Origin of the sequence: Streptomyces sp. NBC_00620 (genome assembly GCF_026341825.1) — a bacterium.
Lineage (GTDB): Bacteria > Actinomycetota > Actinomycetes > Streptomycetales > Streptomycetaceae > Streptomyces.
On record NZ_JAPENY010000002.1, the window covers coordinates 137,543 to 158,638 of the forward strand.

Below are 21,096 nucleotides of genomic sequence, written 5' to 3' on the forward strand. Positions count from 1 at the left end.
AGCCGTATCCAGGGCGAGGGCCCTCGTTCGACGGGGCTCCCGGCGGCATGGGCGCCGACACAGACGGAGGTACGTAGGTATGAGGTTGACGCGACCGAAGCTCGCGGTGGCCGGAGCCGTGGCGCTGCTGGCGCTCACGGGCTGCGCGGCCGACGACACGACCGACGACGCGTCCGACGCGGTGCCGGCCGCCGCGACCGGCAGTCTGGAGCACATCGCGAGCGAGGCGGGCTGCGACCCGAACCTCACGACGGACGCGGACGAGATCCGCCAGGCCACCTGCAAGAACACCGACGGCAAGTTCATCCTCGCGACCTTCGCCACCGACCGCGGCCAGCGCGAGTGGATCAACGGGGCCAAGGACTACGGCGGGTTCTACCTCGTCGGCCGCAAGTGGGTCGCCGTCGGCGAGCAGAAGGTGGTCAAGGCGCTGCGCGGCCAGCTCGGCGGGACCCTGGAGGTGGGCACCGATCACAGCGCGACACACGGCGCGACGCACTCCGCTCACGCGGGCTGACCGCGCAGGGTGCGGGGAATGCCGAAGGCCGGCGGTGGAAATCACCGCCGGCCTTCTTCAGTGGGTCCTAGCGGATCACTGGCACTTCTTGCCGGTGTTGATGCACTTGACCATCTTGTTCATCGTGTTCGTCGAGAAGAAGTTGATGAAGTCGTTGTGGTCGGTGATCGGCTTGTGCAGGTTCTCCGGGAAGGAGTCGACCGCGTACGGGTTCACGACCGTGCCGTTCTCGATGGTCGGGGCGGGAACGTCGTAGACCAGACGGACCTGGAGCTGGGGGATCGCCTTGAAGCCGTTGGCGCAGGTGCCGTCGGCCTGGACGAACGCCACGTGCGTGCGGTGGTTGGCGCTGTCGATGTTCTGGCCGTCCCAGCAGCTCTGGAAGTTGGTGGTCCGCACCACGTCACTGCCCTCGGGGCAGATCGGGTACTTGTCCTCCAGCTGCACCTTGTTCTCGAAGCCGGTGCAGCTCCAGTTCACGTTGGCGTTGGCGTTGCCGTTGATGAAGGCCTTGGCGTCACCGGTGATGATGCGAAGGGCCGACGGCATCGCGACGACGCTGCCCTTCTTGTTGCCGACGAACTTGAGCTGCGCCTGGGCGGGCTGCAGGATCTTGCCCACGTTGCCCTCGGTGCCGCCACCGGCGTTGTTCTGGTCGAAGTCCTGCGAACCGTCCTGCAGACGGAGCACCGGCCAGAAGTACGAGGACTTGTCGCCCTGGTTCTGGCAGGTGGTGTCGGCCGCGGCCAGGTCCTCGTCGCTCGCGAAAGCGTCGTTGTTCTGGTTGCCGACGTAGTCGTGCAGGTGGTGGGCGCCGTTGGTGACACCCGGGGCGACGATCACGTTGTCCGTGTTGTGGTTGTCGTTCCCGTTGGTGCCGCACTTCGTGGTGAAGGTGCCCTTCGAACCGGACCTCCCGTTCGCGGGGAGCCCGTTCGCGCCCACGCCGAGCTGGGCGTTGGCCTGGACGGTGGTGATGTCCACGAAGTCGTCGGCCGACGGGCCGTTGCCGCCCTGACCGCCGTTGACCGGGGGAGCGGTCTCGCCGGCGTCGTCCCCGCCGGTGTCCTCGCCGGGAGCGGGACTCTCGGCGTTCTGGTCGTCACCGCCCTGGTTCTGGTCGTCGCCGTTCTGGCCGTCCCCGGCCTGACCGTCGTTGGTCTGCGGCTGTTCCACGGCCTGGCCGGTACAGGTGGCGAGACCGTCCAGCGAGTCCGGGGCGGAACCGCCGACCCGGGTGATCTCCAGCTGGATGCGGTCGATGATGTTCGCACGCCGGTCCTTCAGCGGTTGGAGTACCGCGTTCTGGACGAAGCTCGCGTCCCGGGTCTGCGCGTCCCGGGTGGTGGCCAGACGCTGGTAGGCCTCGGTTATCTGCTGGTCCAGCGTGGCCAGTTCACCGTCGACCTCCCCACGCGCCTGGTTGGGTACATCGGTGAGCTGCTGACCGACATCGGGGCAGTCGATCGTGGCCACCTGAGCGGCGGCGGCCTTGGTGCTGTTCTGCGTGGTGTTGTTCTTCTCGTGAGCCGAGGCGTAGAAGTTCGCCCAGACCAGACCGCCTCCCCCGATCGCGAGGGCCGCGGATGCGGCCACAGCGCGAACGGCCAGTGGCGAACGTCGTTTTCGTGCATTGCGTCCCATGGAACTCCTCAGACTTCCTTGCGGGGCAGCGGAGGCGCCCGACAGGAGTGAAGCGGCTCCATTCCATACGCATGAGGCGTGTGGGGTGTTCAGAAACCCTGGAAAATCTTAGAAGTTCGTGAGGTCAATTCCGTCACAATGGGCGCAGAAGCCCCCGATTCTCCGGGAGTTGATCTCCGAAAACAGGTTTGTAACGGCGCTGAATGATATTCAGCGCCGCTGAATACCTGTCAACGGTGCCATCGCCGTCAACGGCGTCAATGAGGTCCGTGGTCGAGATAGGCGAGTACCGCGAGTACGCGCCGGTTGTCGTCATCCGAGACCTCTAGTCCCAGTTTGGCGAAGATATTGGAGGTGTGTTTCGCGATCGCCCGTTCCGTGACCACGAGTTGACCGGCGATCGCCGCGTTCGTGCGCCCCTGCGCCATCAGCTCAAGCACCTCCAGCTCGCGCGGGGTGAGCCGCCCGAGCGGCTGGTCGCCGGCCGAACGCCGCGACAGCAGCTGCTGGATCACCTGCGGATCCATGGCCGTACCCCCTCCCGCGACCCGCCGTACGGCGTCGATGAACTGCTCCGCGTCGAACACCCGGTCCTTGAGCAGATAGCCGATCCCGCCCGTGCCGTCGGCGAGCAACTCCCGCGCGTACAACTGCTCCACATGCTGGGACAGGACGAGCACCGGCAACCCGGGCCGGTTCCGGCGGGCCTCAAGCGCGCACTGCAGCCCCTCGTCCGTGTGCGAGGGCGGCAGCCGTACGTCGACCACCGCGACGTCCGGCTCCAACTCGGCCAGCGCCCGGCTGAGTTCGGGCCCGCTCTCGACAGCCGCGGCGATCTCGAAGTCGTACGTCTCGAGCATCCGGACCAGTCCGTCGCGCAGCAGGAACAGGTCTTCGGCTAGGACAACTCGCAAGGGATCTCCATGGTGACCATGGTGGGACCGCCCGCGGGGCTGCTGACGGCCAGGACGCCGTCGAATGTACCCAGTCGCCGGTCGACTCCGGTGAGTCCGGAGCCCGCGTCGAGCCGGGCGCCGCCCATGCCGTTGTCGGTGACCGCGATGCGCAGCATGCCGTCCCTGTGGTGGACGTCCACCCAGACGCGTTCGGCGCCGGAGTGCTTGACCGCGTTGGTCAGCACCTCGCTGACGGCGAAGTACGCCGCGGACTCCACCGGCGCGGCCGGCCTCCCGTCGAGCTCGACGTCCACCTCGCTCGTCAGGGGCAGCCGCAGCGCCAACGCCCGTACGGCGTCGCCGAGTCCGCGCTCCGCGAGTACGGGCGGATGGATGCCCCGTACCAGATCCCGCAGTTCGGTGAGCGCCTCGGCGGAGGACCTGCGGGCCTGCGCCAGCAACTCCTTGGCCTTCGCCGGGTCCTTCTCGACCAGCGCCTCGATGGTCCCCAGATCCATCCCCATGGCGACCAGGCGCGCCTGTGCCCCGTCGTGCAAGTCCCGCTCGATACGCCGGAGTTCGGATGCCGAGGTGTCGACGGCGTCGCGTCGTGTCTCGGTCAGTACGCGTACCCGCTCGGCGAGTTCGCCCTCGCCCGGGCCGAGCAGGGAGCGGGTGAGCAGGAAGTGGACGCGCAGGAGGGGCGGGGTGAGGTGGTAGGAGGCGACGAGGAGTGCCGCGCCGAGCGCGCCCGCGAGGAGGGCCGTGCCCTGGCCGGAGACCGGTACGAATCCGTACCACCAGTCGCCGTCCGTCGCGGTCGTCAGGACTCGCCACAGTCCGAGCGGGAGCGCGAAGCCCTCCAGGGGGTAGAGGAGCAGTACGGCCGGGAGCAGTGCGGTGACGAAGCCGGCGGTCATGTCGACCGGCAGCCATGCCAGGTCCCGCCACGTCGCCGGGTCCCGGAGCATCCGGAAGCAGCGTTCCCATGGGTTGGCGCCCTCGGGTATCGGCCGGTACGTGGCCGGAATCCGTACCCCGCTCCACTCCGCCGCGACCGCTCGCCGCCAGTTCGCGAAGGCGCGTACGCCAGTCAGCACCCACGGTGTCGTGACGATCCCCACGCCGATCGGCACCAGCGCGATCGACACGACCGCCAGCACGAACAGGATGACCGACCCGGCCAGCCCGACCACACAGACCAGGAGCCCCCGTCCCCCCGCCACGACGACTTCCCGCGCCCGCGCCCGCACCTGGCTGCTCTCCGTATCCATGCGCTCAGTCTTCACCGACGGGGTGGGGTGGGTCACTGGGCCGAGCACCCCGGCCGGGGGTGGTGGTGGGTGCACCCCTTGGTCTTTCGCCCCCTCCGCCCCTGCCCGTCCCGTACCTGGGGGCTGCCGCCCCCAGACCCCCGCTTTCGGCCTGGACGGCCTCGTCCTCAAACGCCGGACGGGCTGAAAACTCTTAGCCCCTCCGGCGTTTGAGGAGCGGGGGTTTGGGGGCGGAGCCCCCAAGTGACGGGAATGGGTAGGGGCGGAGGGGGCGAAAAACGTCTTACCTCAGGCCCAGTACCTTCGCCTCCGTCGCAGGATCGAGCCCCACCGCGGGCCGGTCGGCGCGTTGGGGTGCAACCCCGCCGAGACCCTGGAGCCAGCTCCAGGTGTCGGCGACGGTCTCCGACACGGACCGGCACCGAAGCCCGGCCTCGACCGCCCGCGACACATCGGCGCCATGAAGCGCATCGTGCAGTTCGCTGCCACCCGGCACCCACACAGGCAGATCACCCCACGGCTCGATCCCGGCCCCGAGAATCACGGACGCCTCGGTCCACCGCAGATCCCCCTCACCTCCGGTGACCTGGACGCACGCGTCGAGGAGCCCGCCCATCGTCGTATGCCCAGAAGGAGAGACCAGGTTGTACGCCCCGCCGAGCCCCCGCTCCACCGCCCCGAGGATCCACTCGGCGAGATCGCGGACGTCGATGTACTGGAGGGGGAGCTCACGAGGCCCGGGAGCAAGGACGGGCCCGCCGCGGACGACACGGTTCAGCCACCACGGCAGGCGCCCCACGTTCTCGTACGGCCCGAGGATCAGCCCGGCCCGTACGAGCAGCGTCGCCTCCGCCCCGAAGGAGCCGAGCACGGCCAGCTCCCCGCCCCGCTTGTCCCGCGCGTAGTCGGTCTGCTCGGCGTCCGCGGAGGCGCCGTCGACGAGGGCGGCGTCCTCGGCGGCCCCGCCGGTCCGGGGCCACGCGTACACGGAGCGGCTCGACACGTACACATACCGTCCGACCCGGCCGGCCAGCAGCCGCGCCGCGTCCCGCACGGCCCGCGGCGCCGCCGACCAGGTGTCGACGACGACATCCCACTCACCGTCGGCAAGCGCCAAGAGCCCGTCGGGCGCGGTGCGGTCGCCGTGCAACGACCGCACCCCGGCGGGGGGTTCGTGCCGCCCCCGGTGGAAGACGGTCACCTCCCAGCCGCGCCCGAGCGCCGCCTCCACGACGGCGCGCCCCGCGAACTCCGTACCACCCAGCATCAGAAGTCTCATACGGACGACTCTGCCCGGACGGCCCGCCGCACGGAACTCAAATCTGCTGACAGAAGAGCGGCCGTGAGCGGTGCTGAAGTCGGCCGTAGGGTCAACGTCCGGTCGGCGGCGTGTACTTGTAGCCCACGCGCCGCACGGTCTGGATCGTCTGCCGGTGCTGCGCGCCGAGCTTGCGCCGCAGCCGGGCGACGTGGACGTCGACGGTCCGCCCGTCGCCCACGTGCCCGTAGCCCCACACCGTAGTGACCAGCTGATCCCGGGTGTGCACCCGGTGCGGGTGTGCGACGAGGTGCGCGAGCAGCTCGAACTCCAGGTACGTGAGGTCGAGTTGCCGCCCGTCGACCTGGGCGGTGCGCTGCACGGTGTCGATGTGGACGAGCGGGTTGCCACCGCCCGCGGCGCCCGCGGTGCCGAGCGGCTCGGGCCGGTCGGGCACGGCGACCGGCAGCAGGGGCTGCTGGTCGGCCGGGACGAGGACCAGGTAGCCGATCATCGGCGGCTGCCCCGGCAGTACGGGCAGGGTGTGCGGGGGAGCGGGCAGCCAGGTGGCGCCCGGCGGCAGGAAGTCGGCGACGTCCACCACCTCGTCCCGGTCGACGGCACGCAGTCGGTGCCGTCCCGTGGTGGAGGTGGTCGCGGGAGCGGTCGCGAGGGAGGAGAAGGAACGGGTGTTCGCCATGAGAGGTCAGCTCTTTCGCGCGAGAAGTTCGTCGGGGAGATCGACGGCCGCGAGTTCGTGGTCGGGACCGTCAAGGACGTACGTCGTGCGCGCTGGCCGGAGGCCGGGTGTCGGCTTTAGAGGGCCCGCGCGTTCATCGCGCGACAACACACCCGGTCGAAGTCATGGTGCTGACGGGAGGGCCAGAACGGCTCGAGGTCATGGCGACCTGTCGCGGTGTACCTCTGGAAGCTGGCCATGCCCCCATTGAAGCAGAACCCGGCGCCCGGCAGGAGAGTCCTCTCACCGGTCGGACGCTTCCTTGGCGTGAACTTGATACTGCAACCTCGTGAAACCACGCGAAGAGGCGCCCACCACGACGGTGGGCGCCTCTTCGAGCAAGCTGGGAGCTGGGCGGATCAGATCTGGCCGGCCTTCTCCAGAGCGGTGCAGCAGGTGTCGACGATCAGACGCGTCACGACGTACGGGTCGACGTTGGCGTTCGGACGGCGGTCCTCGATGTAGCCCTTGCCGTCCTGCTCGACCTGCCACGGGATGCGGACCGAGGCGCCGCGGTTGGAGACGCCGTAGCTGTACTCGTTCCACGGGGCGGTCTCGTGCAGGCCCGTCAGACGGTCGTCGATGCCCGCGCCGTAGTTCTTGACGTGGTCCATCGGCTTCGAGCCCTCGCCCAGCGACTCGCACGCGGTGATGATCGCGTCGTAGCCCTCGCGCATCGCCTTCGTGGAGAAGTTGGTGTGCGCGCCCGCGCCGTTCCAGTCGCCCTTCACCGGCTTCGGGTCCAGCGTCGCGGAGACGTCGAAGTCCTCGGCGGTGCGGTAGAGCAGCCAGCGGGCCACCCACAGCTGGTCGGAGACCTCCAGCGGGGAGACCGGGCCGACCTGGAACTCCCACTGGCCGGGCATGACCTCGGCGTTGATGCCGGAGATGGCGAGACCCGCCTTGAGACAGTTCTCCAGGTGCGCCTCGACGATGTCACGGCCGAAGATCTCGTCCGAGCCGACGCCGCAGTAGTAGCCGCCCTGCGCGGCCGGGAAGCCGCCCTCGGGGAAGCCGAGCGGGCGGGTGCCCTTGAAGAAGGTGTACTCCTGCTCGATGCCGAAGATCGACTCCTGCGCGGCGAACTTGTCCGACACCTCGGTCAGCGCGGCACGGGTGTTGGACTCGTGCGGCGTCATGTCGATGTTCAGGACCTCGCACATGACGAGGACGTCGTCGCCGCCGCGGATCGGGTCCGGGTAGGTGGCGACCGGCTTGAGTACGCGGTCGGAGGCGTGACCCTCGGCCTGGTTCGTCGAGGAACCGTCGAAGCCCCAGATCGGGAGCTCGGCACCCTTGGCGTCGTCGGCCAGTATCTTCGTCTTCGAACGGAGCTTGGCCGTCGGCTCGGTGCCGTCGATCCAGATGTACTCAGCCTTGAACGTCACGGGCCACATCCTTCGGGGGTGGGTCTTCATCGCACTTGCGGGTGCTGCGGCGCTGCGGCACTGAGGCGCCGCGTAGATGCAGGGCAGCCTGTCAACAGGCGATTTCCCGATCATTGCTCGAATGTGAACCCCGTGTTACCTGAGCTGTGTGTGCCCGTTGTCACTCGGCATCGCCCGACGGGGGCGCTTGCGACCGCGACCGGCGGCCCTGCCGGTCGGTGGCACGCGGTGTTCCGCGCTGCTCCCGGCCCCACGGCTCGTATGCGATGGGTTTGCGGGCGCGTATGGGGAGGGGCCCTGCCGCTCCTGGCCGGATAGCGGCAGGACCCCGGTTCACACGGATCCCGTCAGTTCATACCGATCCCGTCAGCCCACCTTCTCGATCAGCGCGTTGCGGATCAGGAACTTGCCGGGTTCCCGGACCAGCTCGAAGGCCGCGTTGTTCAGCAGGGCGCAGCTTCCGGAGGTCGCGGTGACCTCCACGGTCGTGGACTTGTTGTTGTCCAGGTTCGTGACCTTGAGCAGCGTCCCGGCGGGGAACTGGTTGCTGGACGCGGCCGGGGCGCCGGCCTCTCCGGAGAGGGTGACGGTCGAGCCGTTGCAGACCTGCTCGCCGGTGGCGGCGCCGGCATCGGCCCCGGTGTCCTCGGCGGGGGCGCTCTGCGCGGGAGCGGAGGCCGCCGGGGGAGTGGAGGCCGCGGGCGGCGTGACGGGCTGGGAGTCCTGAGCCGACTCCCCGACCTCGCAGCCGGACGCTTCCTGCTGGACCTTGATCTGCGCGAGGACCGCTTCGCGGTTGGCGATCCGGGCCTCCGACTGCGCGTCGGGGTTGGCCCGCTGGTCGGCGATGAACGTCTCGTTGTTGCCGAACGCGGTGGCCAGTCCCTGGCAGACCGTCGAAGTCGCCGCGTTCTGCACCGACGAAGCGTTCGAGGTGGCGGCAAAGGCGAAGGCCCCTCCTCCTGCCACGGCCGCGGCGCTGACCAGCAGTACGAGCTTCTTCTTGGTGCTGAGGGTTCTCCTGCGCGACATGAGCGCCTCCTGTGTGCGGGGGTGCGGTACGTCGCTAGGTACGAGATGCCGAACAGAGTTACTCAACAGTTACAGGAGTCACCGAAGTAACGTGGATCACACGGGAGTTGGTGGCCGGTGGGAGCTATCGGGACAGGGCATCCCGTACCGCCTCTTCGCTGCGTGCCACGACGGCCGTCCCGTCCTCCGCGGTGATGATCGGCCGCTGGATGAGCTTGGGGTGCTCGGACAGTGCCTTGATCCACTGATCCCGTGAACCGGCGTCCCGGGCCCACTCCTTGAGCCCCAGCTCCTTGGCGACGGCTTCCTGGGTCCGTGTGATGTCCCACGGTTCGAGCCCCAGCCGCTCCAGTACGTCATGGATCTCGTCCTGCGTCGGTACGTCCTCCAGGTAGCGGCGCACGGTGTAGTCGGCGCCCTCGGCGTCCAGCAGGCTGAGGGCGCTTCGGCACTTCGAACAGGCCGGATTGATCCAGATCTCCATGCCGCACACGTTACGCGAGACACCCTTTTCCGCTGGTGTCCCGAGAGCCCCAGAACCCTTGTGGCCAGCGGCTTTTGTCAGTGCTCGGCGGTAGAATAGAAGCAGTGTTCGAGGGTGTCGCCGGGGGGTCCGGCGGCTCCCTGACCGCGACAGGAGGATGCCTGTGCCCGCTGCCGCACTGAAGCCGCTGCCCACCCAGTCCACATCCAAGAGGGCGGTCCTGCTGGACCTGCCGTACGAGCCCGTGGAGAAGCGCCCGCTGCCGCCGGGGCGCCCCCGCGATTGGTACGTCACGCACAACCGCCGGCTCAAGGCGATGCGCCTCGCGATCGCCCTGCTCGACTCCGGCGTCTACATGCCGAACCAGGCCCGCAACGAGAAGATACGCACCACCGCACAGCAAATCGGCGTCCACCCACCGTCGGACACCACGTGCCACATGGTGCGGGCGCTGATGAGGTACGCGCGCTGATTCCGGAACGCCGGACGGGCTGAAGTTCTTTGGCCTGTCCGGCGTTTGAGGACGAGCCTGTGCCATCCCGATCCCCCACCCACCCGCGGGGGAGATCTTTCAGCCCGTCCGGCGTTTGAGGACGAGCGCGTCAGCGCGATGCGGGGGTCTGGGGGCGGCAGCCCCCAGGAAGCAAGGGACGGGTAGGGGCGGAGGGGGCGAAAAACTCACCCCGCCCCCAACTCCCGCTCCAACGGCGTCCGAAACCGCGGAGTGATCCGCGTCGACCCCAGCCACGCCCCCACCCGCGCAGCCTCCGCCGAGATACCCGCCCGAGCCTCCCGCCCGACCCCGTCGGCGTCCAGCACCCGCCACACCACCTCCCCGGAGGCCCGCTGCGCCCACCCCCCGACCACCCGCCCGTCCCACCACACCGTCGGCCCCACATTCCCGCTGCGGTCGAAGAGGGCCGACCGCAGGGCAGGGTCGAGATACCAGTCCCGCTCCTGCCACCCCATGGCCGTCGGATCAAGCCCGGGCAGCAGCGCGGCCCACGGCTCCGCGGGCCCGGCGACAGGACCGTCGTCACCATCGGCCACGTACCCCGTGACCCCGCCGTCGAGCGTGACGGCCACCGCCCCGACCGCGGCGAGCGAACGCCGTACGTCGGTGACCCTCCACCCCGTCCACCACTTCAGGTCCGCCTCGGTAGCGGGCCCGCACACCCGCAGCCAACGCCGCAACAGCTCCGCCTGGGCCTCGGCCACCGGAAGCCCGGGATGCGGCGGAACGACCGCCCAGCGGAACTGGGACGACGTCCACGAACCCAGCGGACGCCCGCGCACGACCCGCCCCTCGACACCGAGCACCCGCATCAACCGCGAGGACACGGTCTGCGGAGCCTCGTAGCTCTTACCGGCCCCGTACGTGAACTGCTCCTTCAACCGCGGTTCGTCCCGGGTGAGTTCGTTCACGGTGGCCTGCCCGCGCCGGGCCAACGCGGCGAGCGCGGACGCCTCGACCTCCGCGAGCCACTCCTCGGTCAGCCGGCCGTCACTGCCGGTCGCCATGTCCTTGACCAGCCCGGCACGGGCCTTCGCGGCGATGGCGAGCCCGGTCGACGCGTGCACCACGGCGGCCAGCCCGGTCGGGAACACGAACACGGTGTGCCGCATGCCGTGCATCCGCACCAGCGTCCGGTCCTCGTACAGCGCCCGCTCGACCTCCGTCACCGTCTTCCCGGCATCCGCCAGCCGCGCGCCGACCGCCAGATACACCGTTGCCGGATCGGTCCCGTGCAGCGCGACCAGCGACTCGGCGACCTCCTCGGGGCTCTCCGCCCGCGCGGACACCGCGAGCCGATGCCCCAGCGCGAGCCGAGCCCGCCGCTCCGCAACCCCGATGTGCCGCCGCTGTCCGCCCATGCGTCTCCACCCACCCGTAGTACGCCGTCGTTCCCGTCCTCATCCTCGCGCGCACCTCACCCGATCGCCGTACCCGGCATGCGTACGCCCCGCTCCCCGCCTTGACTGAGGCAACCGCGAGGAGCGGAATCCGGAGGAGCACGAGGGACGACGTCGGGAGACGCGATGAAGAGGCACGACGTACGAGGACTGGCCCTCGCGGTGGCCGCGACGGCGGCCCTGGCCGCGCCCCTCACCGGCTGCTCCGACGACACCACCCCCTCCGACGCCGCCTCCAAGGCCGCGTCCGCCGCCTCCGAGGCAGGCGACGCGCTGTCCTCCGCCACGGCCCAGCTCGGCGACACCCTCGCCTCCGCCACCGCCGAGGCCGGCCAGAAGTTCGACGAGTTCAAGAACGGCGTGAACGCCAAGGGCGACGTGAAGGTCGGCGAGGCGAGCACCGGCTCCGACGGGCGTTCCACCGCCAAGGTGACCGTCACCAACTCCGCCTCCTCGTCGAAGTCGTACGTCGTCCAGGTCGACTTCCGTGACCCGAGCGGCAACCTCCTCGACACCGTCGTCGTCACGCTGAACGACATCGCGGCGGGCGCCTCCGAGGACGCGACCGCCCGCAGCCACCGCACCCTCTCCGGCGACGTCACCGCCGAAGTGGCCCGAGCCGTGCGGAACTGACGGCAGTGGCCCCGATCGGCGCCACGGCCACCCCCGCGGACCGCGCCGCACAGGGCAGAGCGGCCCGCAAACGCGTCTCCCGTTCCGCGCACGCCGCCTGGATCCCCGGCGCCGACCGCCCCGACCCCGTGGCCGTACTGGAGCGGCAGGGCAGGGACCGGCTGCCGGAGCTGCTGCCGATCCGGTACGGGAGGATGACGGCGTCGCCGTTCGCGTTCCTGCGCGGCGCCGCCGCCGTCATGGCCGCCGACCTGGCGGCCCAGCCGCACACCGGGCTCACGGTGCAACTGTGCGGGGACGCCCACCTCCTCAACTTCGGCCTGTACGCCTCCCCGGAACGCACCCTGCTCTTCGATCTGAACGACTTCGACGAGACGCATCCGGGCCCCTTCGAATGGGACGTCAAACGGCTCGCGGCCAGCGTCGCGGTGGCGGGCCGCGAGAACGGGCACACGGAGGCGCAGGCCCACAGCGCGGCCCAGGCGGCGGTGGGGGAGTACCGCCGAAGCATCCGGCGGCTGGCGGGGAAGGGCGAACTGGCGGTCTGGTACGAGCGCATCGACGCCGACCGCCTGCTTCCGCTGGTCCGCTCGGCCCGCCACCGCAGGCGGGTCGAGTCGAGCCTCACCCGCGCCCGCCGGCGCACCAGCCTGCACGCACTCGGCAAGCTCACCGAGACCGTCGACGGACGCCGCCGCATCGTCCAGGACCCGCCCCTGCTGGAGTCGGCCGGAGTCACCGACATGGCCTCGCTCCGCAAGATCTTCAGTGACTACCGCTCCACACTCTCCGAGGAACGCCGCTTCCTCCTCGACCGCTACCGCTTCGTCGACGCCGCCCGCAAGGTCGTCGGCGTCGGCAGCGTCGGCACCCGCTGCTTCATCGTGCTGCTGGCCGGGCGGGACGCGGACGACCCGCTGTTCCTCCAGATCAAGCAGGCCGGCAGATCCGTACTCGAAGAGCATCTGCCCAGCGGCCCGTACGTCCATCCAGGGCACCGGGTCGTCGCGGGGCAGCGCCTGCTGCAGGCGGCGAGCGACATCTTCCTCGGCTGGATGACCGGGCCGCAGGGACGCGCCTTCTACTGGCGGCAGTTGCGCGACATGAAGGGCTCCGCGGACGTCGCCGGCATGACCCCCGACGCGCTGCTCGCCTACGCCCGCCTGTGCGGCACCGCCCTGGCCCGCGCCCACGCCCGCTCGGGCGACCGCATCGCGATCGCCGCCTACCTCGGCGGCGCGGACACCTTCGACCACGCCGTCGCGGACTTCGCGCTGCGCTACGCGGACCAGAACACCGCCGACCACGCCGCCCTGGGCGCCGCCGTGACGGCGGGCGTGATCAGGGCGACACAGGACGTGTGAGCGCACGCATCCCCTCTGGCCGAGGGTGTACCGCTCTCCGTGAGGGATATGTCGAGAGAAATGCAGATGCGCGCCGACGGCTTGTTTCCCTACGCTGGACAGGCGTTCCGGAGGCGCTGAGTATCGCTTCTCTCCCGACAGGTATCAGCGGGCGGACTCAGAGCTACTCTCTACGCACCGACGGACGGCAGCCTCCCCCAGCGCCCCGTCGGTCTTCAGGCAAGACCTTCACGCCATCAAGATCCAGTCACCCACGCACGCAAGGAGTCCCGTCATGGGCACCTTGATCATTTCAGCGGTCGCGATCCTGGTCGTCATGGGCTTCTCCAACCATGTCCTCTGGCTCGCGGCGGTCGCTCTGCTCTTCCTGTACGTCCGCTACGGCCGCACCGGGGGCGGCAGCACGGGCGGCACGTCGGCGGCATCGGCACCGGGCGCCTCCTCGGGAGGCGCGTCCGGATCCGGCGGCCGCGCGGACTCCACCTACCGTGCCTACCGCGCCCGCCGTGACCGGCAGGCCCAGTGGGAGCGCCGCTACCGCCGCGAACGTCCGATGGAGGCGCGGCGCCAGGAGCGCCAGAAGTAATCCGGTGCCCCGGGTCACAGACCCGGGGCGCCCCAGATCGGGAACCAGCGGCTCAGGTCCTGCTCGATCCGCAGATCGTCGGCCAGCGCGGCCTTGATCTGCAACTCCAGCGCGTTGTTGCGCTGTTGGCCGCCGCCGGCCAGTGGCGCGAAGGGGTAGAACGTCCCGCGCTTGTAGAGATAGACGAGCCCGAGCCGCTGTTGGTCGGTGCCCTGGAAGCTCGCCACTGAGCAGAGCAGCTGCGGCCCGAAGCCACTGCCCTCCAGCGCGCTGTTGACCGCGTGCAGATCACTCACCAGCGCGGGCAGATCATCGGGCTCCCGCTGCGAGACCAGCCACGAGTACCCGTACTCGTCACGGCTGACCTCCACCGGCGGGCCCTCGCGCTCGGCGTCCGCGTCCAGCAGCTCCTGGACCTCCTTGTGCGCCTCGGCGAAGGCCGCCCCCTCGACGGTCGCGAAGCACACCGCGCCCGTCCCCGTCGGCGTGAACCCGGCGGCCGCCTGCAAGGTGATGGCGGCCGACGGCAGGGCGAAGAGCTGGTCGAGGTCGGGCGCGACGGGTCTGCTGCGCCCCAGCAGGATGTCCAGTAGCCCCATGTTCAGTCGGCCTTCCCGGGGGTCGCAGCCTCACCCAACTCGGCGGAGATGCGCGCCAGTTGTTCGAGCCGCTGCTCCAGGCTCGGGTGGGTCGAGAACAACCGCGCGACACCCGGCTCGGCGCCGAGGGCGGGCGTGAAGTAGAAGGCGTTGAAGGCCTGGGCCGTCCGCAGGTCCTTGGACGGGATCTTGGCGATGTCCCCGGTGACCTTGGTCAGCGCGGACGCCAGTGCCGAGGGCCGTCCGGTGAGCTGGGCCGCGGCCCGGTCGGCGGCCAGCTCGCGGTACCGGGACAGCGCCCGGATGAGCATGAAGCTGATCGCGTACACGGCCGCGGAGACCGTCATGACGGCCATGAACACGAGAGCCGTGTTCTGGTCCCGGCGCCCGCCACCCAGGAGCTGCGAGTAGAAGGCGAACCGGACGATCAGCCCGGCGATCACGCCGAGGAAGGAGGCGATGGTGATCACCGCGACGTCCTTGTGCGCCACATGCGACAGCTCGTGCGCAAGAACCCCTTCGAGCTCATCGGGCTCCAGCCGCCGCAGCAGTCCGGTGGTCACACAGAGCACTGCGTGATCGGGGTTCCGCCCGGTCGCGAAGGCGTTGGGCATGTCCATATCGGAGACGGCGACGAGCGGCTTCGGCATGTCGGCGACGGCACACAGCCGGTCGACCACCCCGTGCAGCTGCGGATACTCCTCCCGCTCCACGATCCGCCCGCGCATCGCGAACAGCGCGATCCGGTCCGAGAACCAGTACTGCGCCCCGAGGAACGCCGCCGCGATCACCACGACCAGCACCCAGGACTTCATCAGCACGATCAACGCGGCGATGAAGGCCACGTACAGCAATCCGAGCAGAAACAACGTGACCGTCATGCGCACGGTCAACCGCCGATCGCTCTGGAACCGGCTCTGCATCATGCATCACCCCACACTCGGGCACTCGTCCCGCTTTCCATTGTGCGCCCGGGTACCCCCATGGACAGGCCCCGATCGGTTCGCAGCGGGCAAAGATCTGGCCTGTCAAGAGCCACTTATTTATGGGGAGCACACGCGGGGGAGGTGCGTCAGAAAGGGGGCGGCGCCGCCTCGAAGTGCTCGCCGCCGTAGAGGGACTCGTAGTGGATCTCGATCACCAGCCGTTGGGTGATGAGCTCCCAGAACCAGCCGTGCTCGTCCTCGCTGAACTCGTCGAGGTGCAGCAGGAAGGCGGACTGCCCCGCGAGGACGACGGCACCGGGTCGCAGGGAGTACACCTTGGGCCGCACCGGCAGATTCTCCGAGACACGATCATGGGCGTGCGGGTTCCAGTGCCCGATGTCCTCGCCGTCGAGTCGTACCACGGAGTTCGTCACTATGGCCGGACCGAGCCCCGCGTTGATGATCCGCAGGCCCGCCTTGTGGTCTTCGTATCCCTTGACGCGGCGCATCACCAGCAGAGGCCTGACGGACTGACGGTTGTGCAGCCGGGTGGCCCTGATCTGCGAATAGCCGAGCCAGAGCGAGCAGAGCGCTATCGCCGTCGCCGATATGGCCGTGACCGTGTCCGAGTTCACTGGCTGCCCCCCACGACGCCGAGACCGTAGTCCTGCCCAGCCGCCCCGGTCATAACGCGCCACCGGACAGCACATCGGCCGTGCCCCTCCCGAAGGGAAGGACACGGCCGATGCCGTACGGCTGGTGCGGCGTTCTTACACGTCGTAGTACAGCTCGAACTCGTGCGGGTGCGGACGCAGCTGCAGCGGAGCGATCTCGTTGGTGCGCTTGAAGTCGATCCACGTCTCGATCAGGTCCGGCGTGAAGACGTTGCCCGCGAGCAGGAACTCGTGGTCGGCCTCAAGGCGGTCGAGGACGGCCGGGAGCGAGGTCGGGACCTGCGCGACGCCCGCGTGCTCCTCGGGAGCCAGCTCGTAGAGGTCCTTGTCGATCGGCTCGGCCGGCTCGATCTTGTTCTTGATGCCGTCGAGGCCCGCGAGGAGCAGCGCCGAGAAGGCGAGGTACGGGTTGCCGGAGGAGTCGGGCGCACGGAACTCGACGCGCTTGGCCTTCGGGTTCGAGCCGGTGATCGGGATACGCATGGCCGCGGAGCGGTTGCGCTGCGAGTACACCAGGTTGACCGGGGCCTCGAAGCCGGGGACCAGGCGGTGGTAGGAGTTCACCGTCGGGTTGGTGAAGGCCAGCAGCGACGGGGCGTGCTTGAGGATGCCGCCGATGTAGAAGCGGGCGGTGTCCGAGAGGCCCGCGTAACCGGCCTCGTCGTAGAAGAGCGGCTGGCCGCCGGCCCACAGCGAGGAGTGGATGTGCATGCCCGAGCCGTTGTCACCGAAGATCGGCTTCGGCATGAAGGTCGCGGTCTTGTTGTTGCGCCAGGCGACGTTCTTCACGATGTACTTGAAGAGCTGGAGGTCGTCGGCCGCGGCGAGCAGCGTGTTGAACTTGTAGTTGATCTCGGCCTGGCCCGCGGTGCCCACCTCGTGGTGCTGGCGCTCGACCTGGAGGCCGGACTTGGCCAGCTCCAGGGAGATCTCGGCACGGAGGTCGGCGAAGTGGTCGACCGGCGGGGTCGGGAAGTACCCGCCCTTGTAGCGGACCTTGTAACCGCGGTTGTCCTCGACCGCACCGGTGTTCCAGGCGCCCGCCTCGGAGTCGATGTGGTAGAAGGCCTCGTTCGACTTGGTGTCGAAGCGCACGCTGTCGAAGACGTAGAACTCGGCCTCGGGGCCGAAGTACGCGGTGTCGGCGATGCCGGTCGACGCGAGGTACGCCTCCGCCTTCTTCGCCACGTTGCGCGGGTCACGGGAGTACTGCTCGCCCGTGATCGGGTCGTGGATGAAGAAGTTGATGTTGACCGTCTTGTCGCGGCGGAAGGGGTCGACGCGCGAGGTGGACAGGTCGGCGCGGAGCGCCATGTCGGACTCGTGGATGGCCTGGAAGCCGCGGATGGAGGAGCCGTCGAAGGCCAGTTCCTCGCTCGGGTCGAAGGCCTCTGCCGGAATGGTGAAGTGCTGCATCACACCCGGCAGGTCGCAGAAGCGGACGTCGACGAACTTGACGTCTTCGTCCTTGATGAACTTCTTGACCTCGTCGGCGTTCTGGAACATCCAGCTCCTCCTACTCCCGCTCACTTCGGACCGGGGTGGTAGTTCGTTCGTGCGGCCAGTGCGGTGGCACACGCTGAGCCCGACCTTAGGGACGGGTGATTTCTCAAGCGTGACCCATTTGTTTCGCCCAAGTTAACCGGATCAGGTCCGGCATACCCCACCTGTCCACATGCCAAAACGACCGCAGTACCGTGGACGGGTGGACAACAGGGATGCAATCGGATCATGGCTCTCCGGACCGCGCGAGGCCTTGGAGAAAGCCGGTGTGGAGCTCGGTTACCGCGGTGAGCAGCTCGGTCTGCCCGAGCACGGCCCCGGCTCGATCGCCCGCCCCGGACGCCGCCTCGGTGCCCTCGCCGTCGACTGGGCCCTCTGCCTCTTGATCGCATACGGCCTGCTCACTGACGGCTACAACCAGGCCACCGGCAACTGGGCCCTGCTCCTCTTCTTCACCCTCGGCGTCCTCACCGTCGGCACGGTCGGCTTCACCCCCGGCAAGCGCCTGTTCGGCCTGCGGATCGTCCCCGAGAGCGGCGGCCGTCTTAATCCCCTGCGCGCCGTCCTGCGCACCGCGCTCCTGTGCGTGGCCATCCCGGCCCTGATCTGGGACCGCGACGGCCGGGGCCTGCACGACCGCCTGGCCCGCACGATCGAGGTCCGCAGCTAGCGACTGCCCTGGCCGGCCGATGTCCTTGCCGGCCGTGACGCCGGTCGGGTGACGGATCGCCCCGACCGGCTCGGGGTCCGGTCGGTGATGAGCCCTGCCGGAGACACTGCGTCCATTCCCGGTGGAGGTGGTGGACAGCATGTCGCACGACAGCAAGTCGACGATCGTGGCCCGAGCGCCGCAGGTAGCCGAAATCGCGGCCCAGTACAGCGACGAGGCGGAAACCGCCCGTCAGCTCTCGCCGCAGGTGGTCCGCGCGGTGCGGGACGCCGGGTTCGCGCGGCACTTCGTACCGGCCGCCCACGGCGGCGAGACCGGCGGTTTCGCCGAGCTGACCTCGGCTGTGGCGCTGGTCGGAGAAGGGTGTACGTCAGCGGCCTGGGCGGCCTCGCTGGCCGCCTATGCCGGGCGGTACGCGGCGTTCCTGCCCGAGGCGGGGCAGGCGGAGATCTGGGCGGAGGGGCCGGACGTGGTGCTGGCCGGGGCGCTCATGCCGTCCGGCAAGGCGGAGCCCGTCGCCGGCGGCTGGCGGCTGAGCGGTGAGTGGAAGTACATCAGCGGGGTGCACTTCGCCGACTGGGCGCTCGCCTGCGCGGCCGTACCGGCCAAGGACGCCGAGAACCCCCCGGAGCGGCCCGAGGTGCTGTTCTTCGCGGTGCCGCGCGCCGATTTCTCCATCGAGGACACCTGGTCCACCGTCGGCATGCGCGGCACCGGCAGCCACACCCTGCTCCTCTCCGACGTCTTCGTGCCCGATCACCTGACCCTGCCGCGGTCGGCCGTCCACGCAGGGCGCGCGCCCGCGTCCGACGCCCGCTGCCACATCGTCCCGATGTACGCCGTGAACGCCCTGCCCTTCGCCGCTCCGCTGATCGGGGCCGCCCGAGGCGCACTGCGCGCCTGGATCGCGCGGACCGGACAGCGCGTCGACCGCCGGGGACGGGCCGTCCGGGAGATGCCGTCGGCGCAGGTCTCGCTGGCCCGCTCGGCCGCCGAGGTGGACGCCGCGGAACTCCTCATCCTGCGGACGGCGGCGGTGGCCGACGGAACGGAGTGTCCGCCGGAGGGCGAGGCGGCGGTCCGGGGCGCCCGGGACCTCGCACTGGCGGTGGAGCTGCTCGTCTCGGCGGTCGACCGGGTCTTCCGCGCGAGCGGGACGTCGGGACAGTCCTCGTCCGACCCCGTACAGCGGTTCTGGAGGGATGTGAACAGCGCCGCCTCGCACGTGGCGCTGTCCTTCGAGACCACCGGTGCGGCCTACGGCGCCTGGGCACTGTCCGACGACAAGGGGGACAAGGGGGACAGGAGGGCGGAACCGGTGCGATGACCACGTCCCCGCACGACGCTTCCGGCACCCGTTCGGCGGTATCTCCCGAACAGGTGCCCGCCCGGGCGCGAGGTCAGGAGTGCCGCGTCGCCGCAGGTGGTGGGCGCCGTCGGGAGACCGCTCGCCCGGTTGCCCGTCCGGGACGGCGACGGCATAGTCGTCCTGGATGCGCGTGACATCCCGAACACGGTCGGTGGCCGCCACATTGCCGTAACCGACGTCCACGATCGCCACGAATGCGGCCAGGCAGAGCGCTCACCTGTCAGTCCTCCGGGAGTTGACGATGGTTCAGCAGATCGATGGCGGTTCGGCCGCCATCACGGATCGCCAGGACGCGGTGGACGCCGAGGTGGCCCCCGAGCAGTTCCGCGCCGCGATGGCGCGCTTCCCCTCGGGCGTGGTCGTGGTGACCACCCGTTGCGCGGACGGCACCCCCCGGGGATTCACGGCCAGCTCCTTCTGCTCGGTGTCGCTTGAGCCGCCGATGATCCTCGTGTGCCTGGCGAACTCGGCCGACTCGGCAGCGTCGTTCGAGTGCTGCGACCGTTTCGCGGTGAGTGTGCTGGCCCCGGACCACCGCCCGCTCGCACTGCGCTTCGCCACCAAGGGCAGCGACAAGTTCGCGTCGGGCGGGCTGTGCCTCAGCCCCGACGGGCTGCCGACGGTCGAGCGGGCGCTGTCCGAGCTGGACTGCGCGGCACACGCCCGTCACCCGGCCGGGGACCACACGGTCCTGATAGGCCGGGTGAAAGGCGTCCGCCTCGGTGAGGGATCCCCGATGGTGTACTACGACCGGTCGTTCAGAACCCTGGCCTGAGACGGAAACCTGACACGGAAGCCCGAGACGGAAGCCCGGCACAGAAGCCCGACTCGGAGCCCGAAACAGAGATGCTCCCCGTCATCCACATGACGGGGAGCATCGGAACAAGTCTTGTCAGCGCATCTTGCCGCCGCGCGGCATGCGCATCCCCTTGGGCATAGGACCCTTCGGCAGCGGCATGTTGCTCATCAGGTCGCCCATCGCGCGCAGCCGGTCGTTGGTCGTGGTGACCTGCGGGCCGGAAAGGACCCGCGGCAGCTTCAGCATCGTCGTGCGGAGCTTCTTGAGCTCCACCTGACCCTCGCCGGTGCCCACGAGAATGTCGTGCACCGGGACGTCCGAGACGATCCGCGCCATCTTCTTCTTCTCGGCGGCCAGCAGGCTCTTCACCCGGTTCGGGTTGCCCTCGGCCACCAGCACGATGCCGGCCTTGCCAACCGCGCGGTGCACCACGTCCTGGCTGCGGTTCATCGCCACCGCGGGGGTCGTGGTCCAGCCCCGGCCGATGTTGTCCAGCACGGCAGCGGCTGCGCCCGGCTGGCCCTCCATCTGCCCGAACGCGGCCCGCTCGGCCCTGCGCCCGAAGACGATCGCCGTCGCGAGGAAGGCGAGCAGGAGGCCGAAAATGCCGACATAGATCGGGTGGCCGATCAAGAAGCCGATCGCGAGGAAGACACCAAGGGTGGCAATTCCGACAGCCGCGAGTACAAGACCGATCTTGGAGTCGGCCTTGCGGGTCATCTTGTAAGTCAGAGCGATCTGCTTGAGTCGCCCGGGTTCGGCAGCGGCGTCCGCTGCGCTTTCCTTCCTCGCCATGCCTGGAAGTCTACGTGGCCCGGGAAGCGCCG

General features: G+C 69.6%; 22 protein-coding genes. 8 read left to right on the forward strand and 14 right to left on the reverse strand.

What is annotated here, in order from left to right:
• The first annotated feature begins 79 nt into the window (after nt 1–79).
• The gene (locus tag OG246_RS19780) at nt 80–517 is read left to right on the forward strand and encodes a hypothetical protein (RefSeq protein ID WP_266464852.1); all 438 of its coding nucleotides are present in this window, start codon (nt 80–82) and stop codon (nt 515–517) included.
• Nucleotides 518–592: 75 nt separating this feature from the next.
• Here OG246_RS19780 and OG246_RS19785 read toward each other — a convergent pair whose 3' ends face one another.
• The 8 genes from OG246_RS19785 to OG246_RS19820 all read right to left on the reverse strand — a co-directional run bounded on the left by OG246_RS19785 (nt 593) and on the right by OG246_RS19820 (nt 9,232).
• Nucleotides 593–2,161, reverse strand: a complete 1,569-nt coding sequence (locus OG246_RS19785; protein WP_266464855.1) for a DUF1996 domain-containing protein — start codon at nt 2,159–2,161, stop codon at nt 593–595.
• A 257-nt stretch (nt 2,162–2,418) separates the two neighbouring features.
• Nucleotides 2,419–3,075 carry a response regulator transcription factor gene (locus tag OG246_RS19790; RefSeq protein ID WP_266464858.1) on the reverse strand — a complete coding sequence of 219 codons (657 nt, stop codon included), beginning with the start codon at nt 3,073–3,075 and terminating at the stop codon, nt 2,419–2,421.
• Complete coding sequence (locus OG246_RS19795) at nt 3,060–4,331, reverse strand: sensor domain-containing protein (protein WP_266464861.1); 1,272 nt, start codon at nt 4,329–4,331, stop codon at nt 3,060–3,062. The genes OG246_RS19790 and OG246_RS19795 overlap by 16 nt, the downstream gene beginning before the upstream one ends.
• A 283-nt stretch (nt 4,332–4,614) precedes the next feature.
• The gene (locus tag OG246_RS19800; protein ID WP_266464864.1) at nt 4,615–5,610 is read right to left on the reverse strand and encodes an NAD-dependent epimerase/dehydratase family protein; all 996 of its coding nucleotides are present in this window, start codon (nt 5,608–5,610) and stop codon (nt 4,615–4,617) included.
• 91 nt (nt 5,611–5,701) lie between these two features.
• Nucleotides 5,702–6,289 carry a winged helix-turn-helix domain-containing protein gene (locus tag OG246_RS19805; protein ID WP_266464867.1) on the reverse strand — a complete coding sequence of 196 codons (588 nt, stop codon included), beginning with the start codon at nt 6,287–6,289 and terminating at the stop codon, nt 5,702–5,704.
• Nucleotides 6,290–6,687: 398 nt separating this feature from the next.
• Nucleotides 6,688–7,716 carry a glutamine synthetase gene (glnII, locus tag OG246_RS19810; RefSeq protein ID WP_266464870.1) on the reverse strand — a complete coding sequence of 343 codons (1,029 nt, stop codon included), beginning with the start codon at nt 7,714–7,716 and terminating at the stop codon, nt 6,688–6,690.
• 366 nt (nt 7,717–8,082) lie between these two features.
• A complete protein-coding gene (locus tag OG246_RS19815; protein WP_266464872.1) occupies nt 8,083–8,748 on the reverse strand; it encodes a hypothetical protein in 666 nt (221 codons plus the stop codon).
• 124 nt (nt 8,749–8,872) lie between these two features.
• Nucleotides 8,873–9,232, reverse strand: coding sequence for an arsenate reductase family protein (locus tag OG246_RS19820; RefSeq protein WP_266464875.1), 360 nt, complete (start codon nt 9,230–9,232; stop codon nt 8,873–8,875).
• Between the two features lie 163 nt (nt 9,233–9,395).
• Between OG246_RS19820 and OG246_RS19825 the strand changes: the two genes are divergently transcribed.
• Nucleotides 9,396–9,704, forward strand: a complete 309-nt coding sequence (locus OG246_RS19825; RefSeq protein ID WP_266464884.1) for a hypothetical protein — start codon at nt 9,396–9,398, stop codon at nt 9,702–9,704.
• 206 nt (nt 9,705–9,910) lie between these two features.
• Here OG246_RS19825 and OG246_RS19830 read toward each other — a convergent pair whose 3' ends face one another.
• Entirely contained in the window at nt 9,911–11,107 is a 1,197-nt protein-coding gene (locus OG246_RS19830; protein ID WP_266464886.1) for a winged helix DNA-binding domain-containing protein, read from the reverse strand.
• 165 nt (nt 11,108–11,272) lie between these two features.
• Here OG246_RS19830 and OG246_RS19835 point away from each other — a divergent pair, with 165 nt between their 5' ends.
• From OG246_RS19835 to OG246_RS19845, 3 genes are all read left to right on the forward strand, one after another.
• On the forward strand, nt 11,273–11,779 hold the full coding sequence (locus OG246_RS19835) for a hypothetical protein (protein ID WP_266464888.1): 507 nt from the start codon (nt 11,273–11,275) through the stop codon (nt 11,777–11,779).
• A gap of 5 nt (nt 11,780–11,784) precedes the next feature.
• Nucleotides 11,785–13,143 (forward strand): DUF2252 domain-containing protein, encoded by a 1,359-nt coding sequence (locus tag OG246_RS19840; protein ID WP_266464889.1) that lies wholly within the window; start codon nt 11,785–11,787, stop codon nt 13,141–13,143.
• A 274-nt stretch (nt 13,144–13,417) separates the two neighbouring features.
• Nucleotides 13,418–13,729, forward strand: a complete 312-nt coding sequence (locus tag OG246_RS19845) for a hypothetical protein (protein ID WP_266464892.1) — start codon at nt 13,418–13,420, stop codon at nt 13,727–13,729.
• A gap of 14 nt (nt 13,730–13,743) precedes the next feature.
• On the opposite strand, the gene OG246_RS19850 is transcribed toward OG246_RS19845, so the two are convergent.
• The 4 genes from OG246_RS19850 to glnA all read right to left on the reverse strand — a co-directional run bounded on the left by OG246_RS19850 (nt 13,744) and on the right by glnA (nt 17,434).
• The gene (locus OG246_RS19850; protein WP_266464895.1) at nt 13,744–14,328 is read right to left on the reverse strand and encodes a hypothetical protein; all 585 of its coding nucleotides are present in this window, start codon (nt 14,326–14,328) and stop codon (nt 13,744–13,746) included.
• Between the two features lie 2 nt (nt 14,329–14,330).
• Complete coding sequence (htpX, locus tag OG246_RS19855) at nt 14,331–15,251, reverse strand: zinc metalloprotease HtpX (protein WP_266470747.1); 921 nt, start codon at nt 15,249–15,251, stop codon at nt 14,331–14,333.
• Nucleotides 15,252–15,400: 149 nt separating this feature from the next.
• Nucleotides 15,401–15,889: a hypothetical protein gene (locus OG246_RS19860; protein WP_266464898.1), complete on the reverse strand. Its 489-nt coding sequence runs from the start codon at nt 15,887–15,889 to the stop codon at nt 15,401–15,403.
• A 135-nt stretch (nt 15,890–16,024) separates the two neighbouring features.
• Nucleotides 16,025–17,434, reverse strand: coding sequence for a type I glutamate--ammonia ligase (gene glnA, locus OG246_RS19865; protein ID WP_266464901.1), 1,410 nt, complete (start codon nt 17,432–17,434; stop codon nt 16,025–16,027).
• A 199-nt stretch (nt 17,435–17,633) separates the two neighbouring features.
• Between glnA and OG246_RS19870 the strand changes: the two genes are divergently transcribed.
• From OG246_RS19870 to OG246_RS19880, 3 genes are all read left to right on the forward strand, one after another.
• Nucleotides 17,634–18,101 carry an RDD family protein gene (locus OG246_RS19870; RefSeq protein ID WP_266464904.1) on the forward strand — a complete coding sequence of 156 codons (468 nt, stop codon included), beginning with the start codon at nt 17,634–17,636 and terminating at the stop codon, nt 18,099–18,101.
• A 139-nt stretch (nt 18,102–18,240) separates the two neighbouring features.
• Nucleotides 18,241–19,428: an acyl-CoA dehydrogenase family protein gene (locus OG246_RS19875; RefSeq protein WP_266464907.1), complete on the forward strand. Its 1,188-nt coding sequence runs from the start codon at nt 18,241–18,243 to the stop codon at nt 19,426–19,428.
• Between the two features lie 283 nt (nt 19,429–19,711).
• Nucleotides 19,712–20,245: a flavin reductase family protein gene (locus tag OG246_RS19880; protein ID WP_266464910.1), complete on the forward strand. Its 534-nt coding sequence runs from the start codon at nt 19,712–19,714 to the stop codon at nt 20,243–20,245.
• A gap of 117 nt (nt 20,246–20,362) precedes the next feature.
• Here the strand turns inward: OG246_RS19880 and OG246_RS19885 are convergent, their stop codons facing one another.
• A complete protein-coding gene (locus OG246_RS19885) occupies nt 20,363–21,064 on the reverse strand; it encodes a DUF4191 domain-containing protein (RefSeq protein WP_266464914.1) in 702 nt (233 codons plus the stop codon).
• Nucleotides 21,065–21,096: the final 32 nt, after the last annotated feature.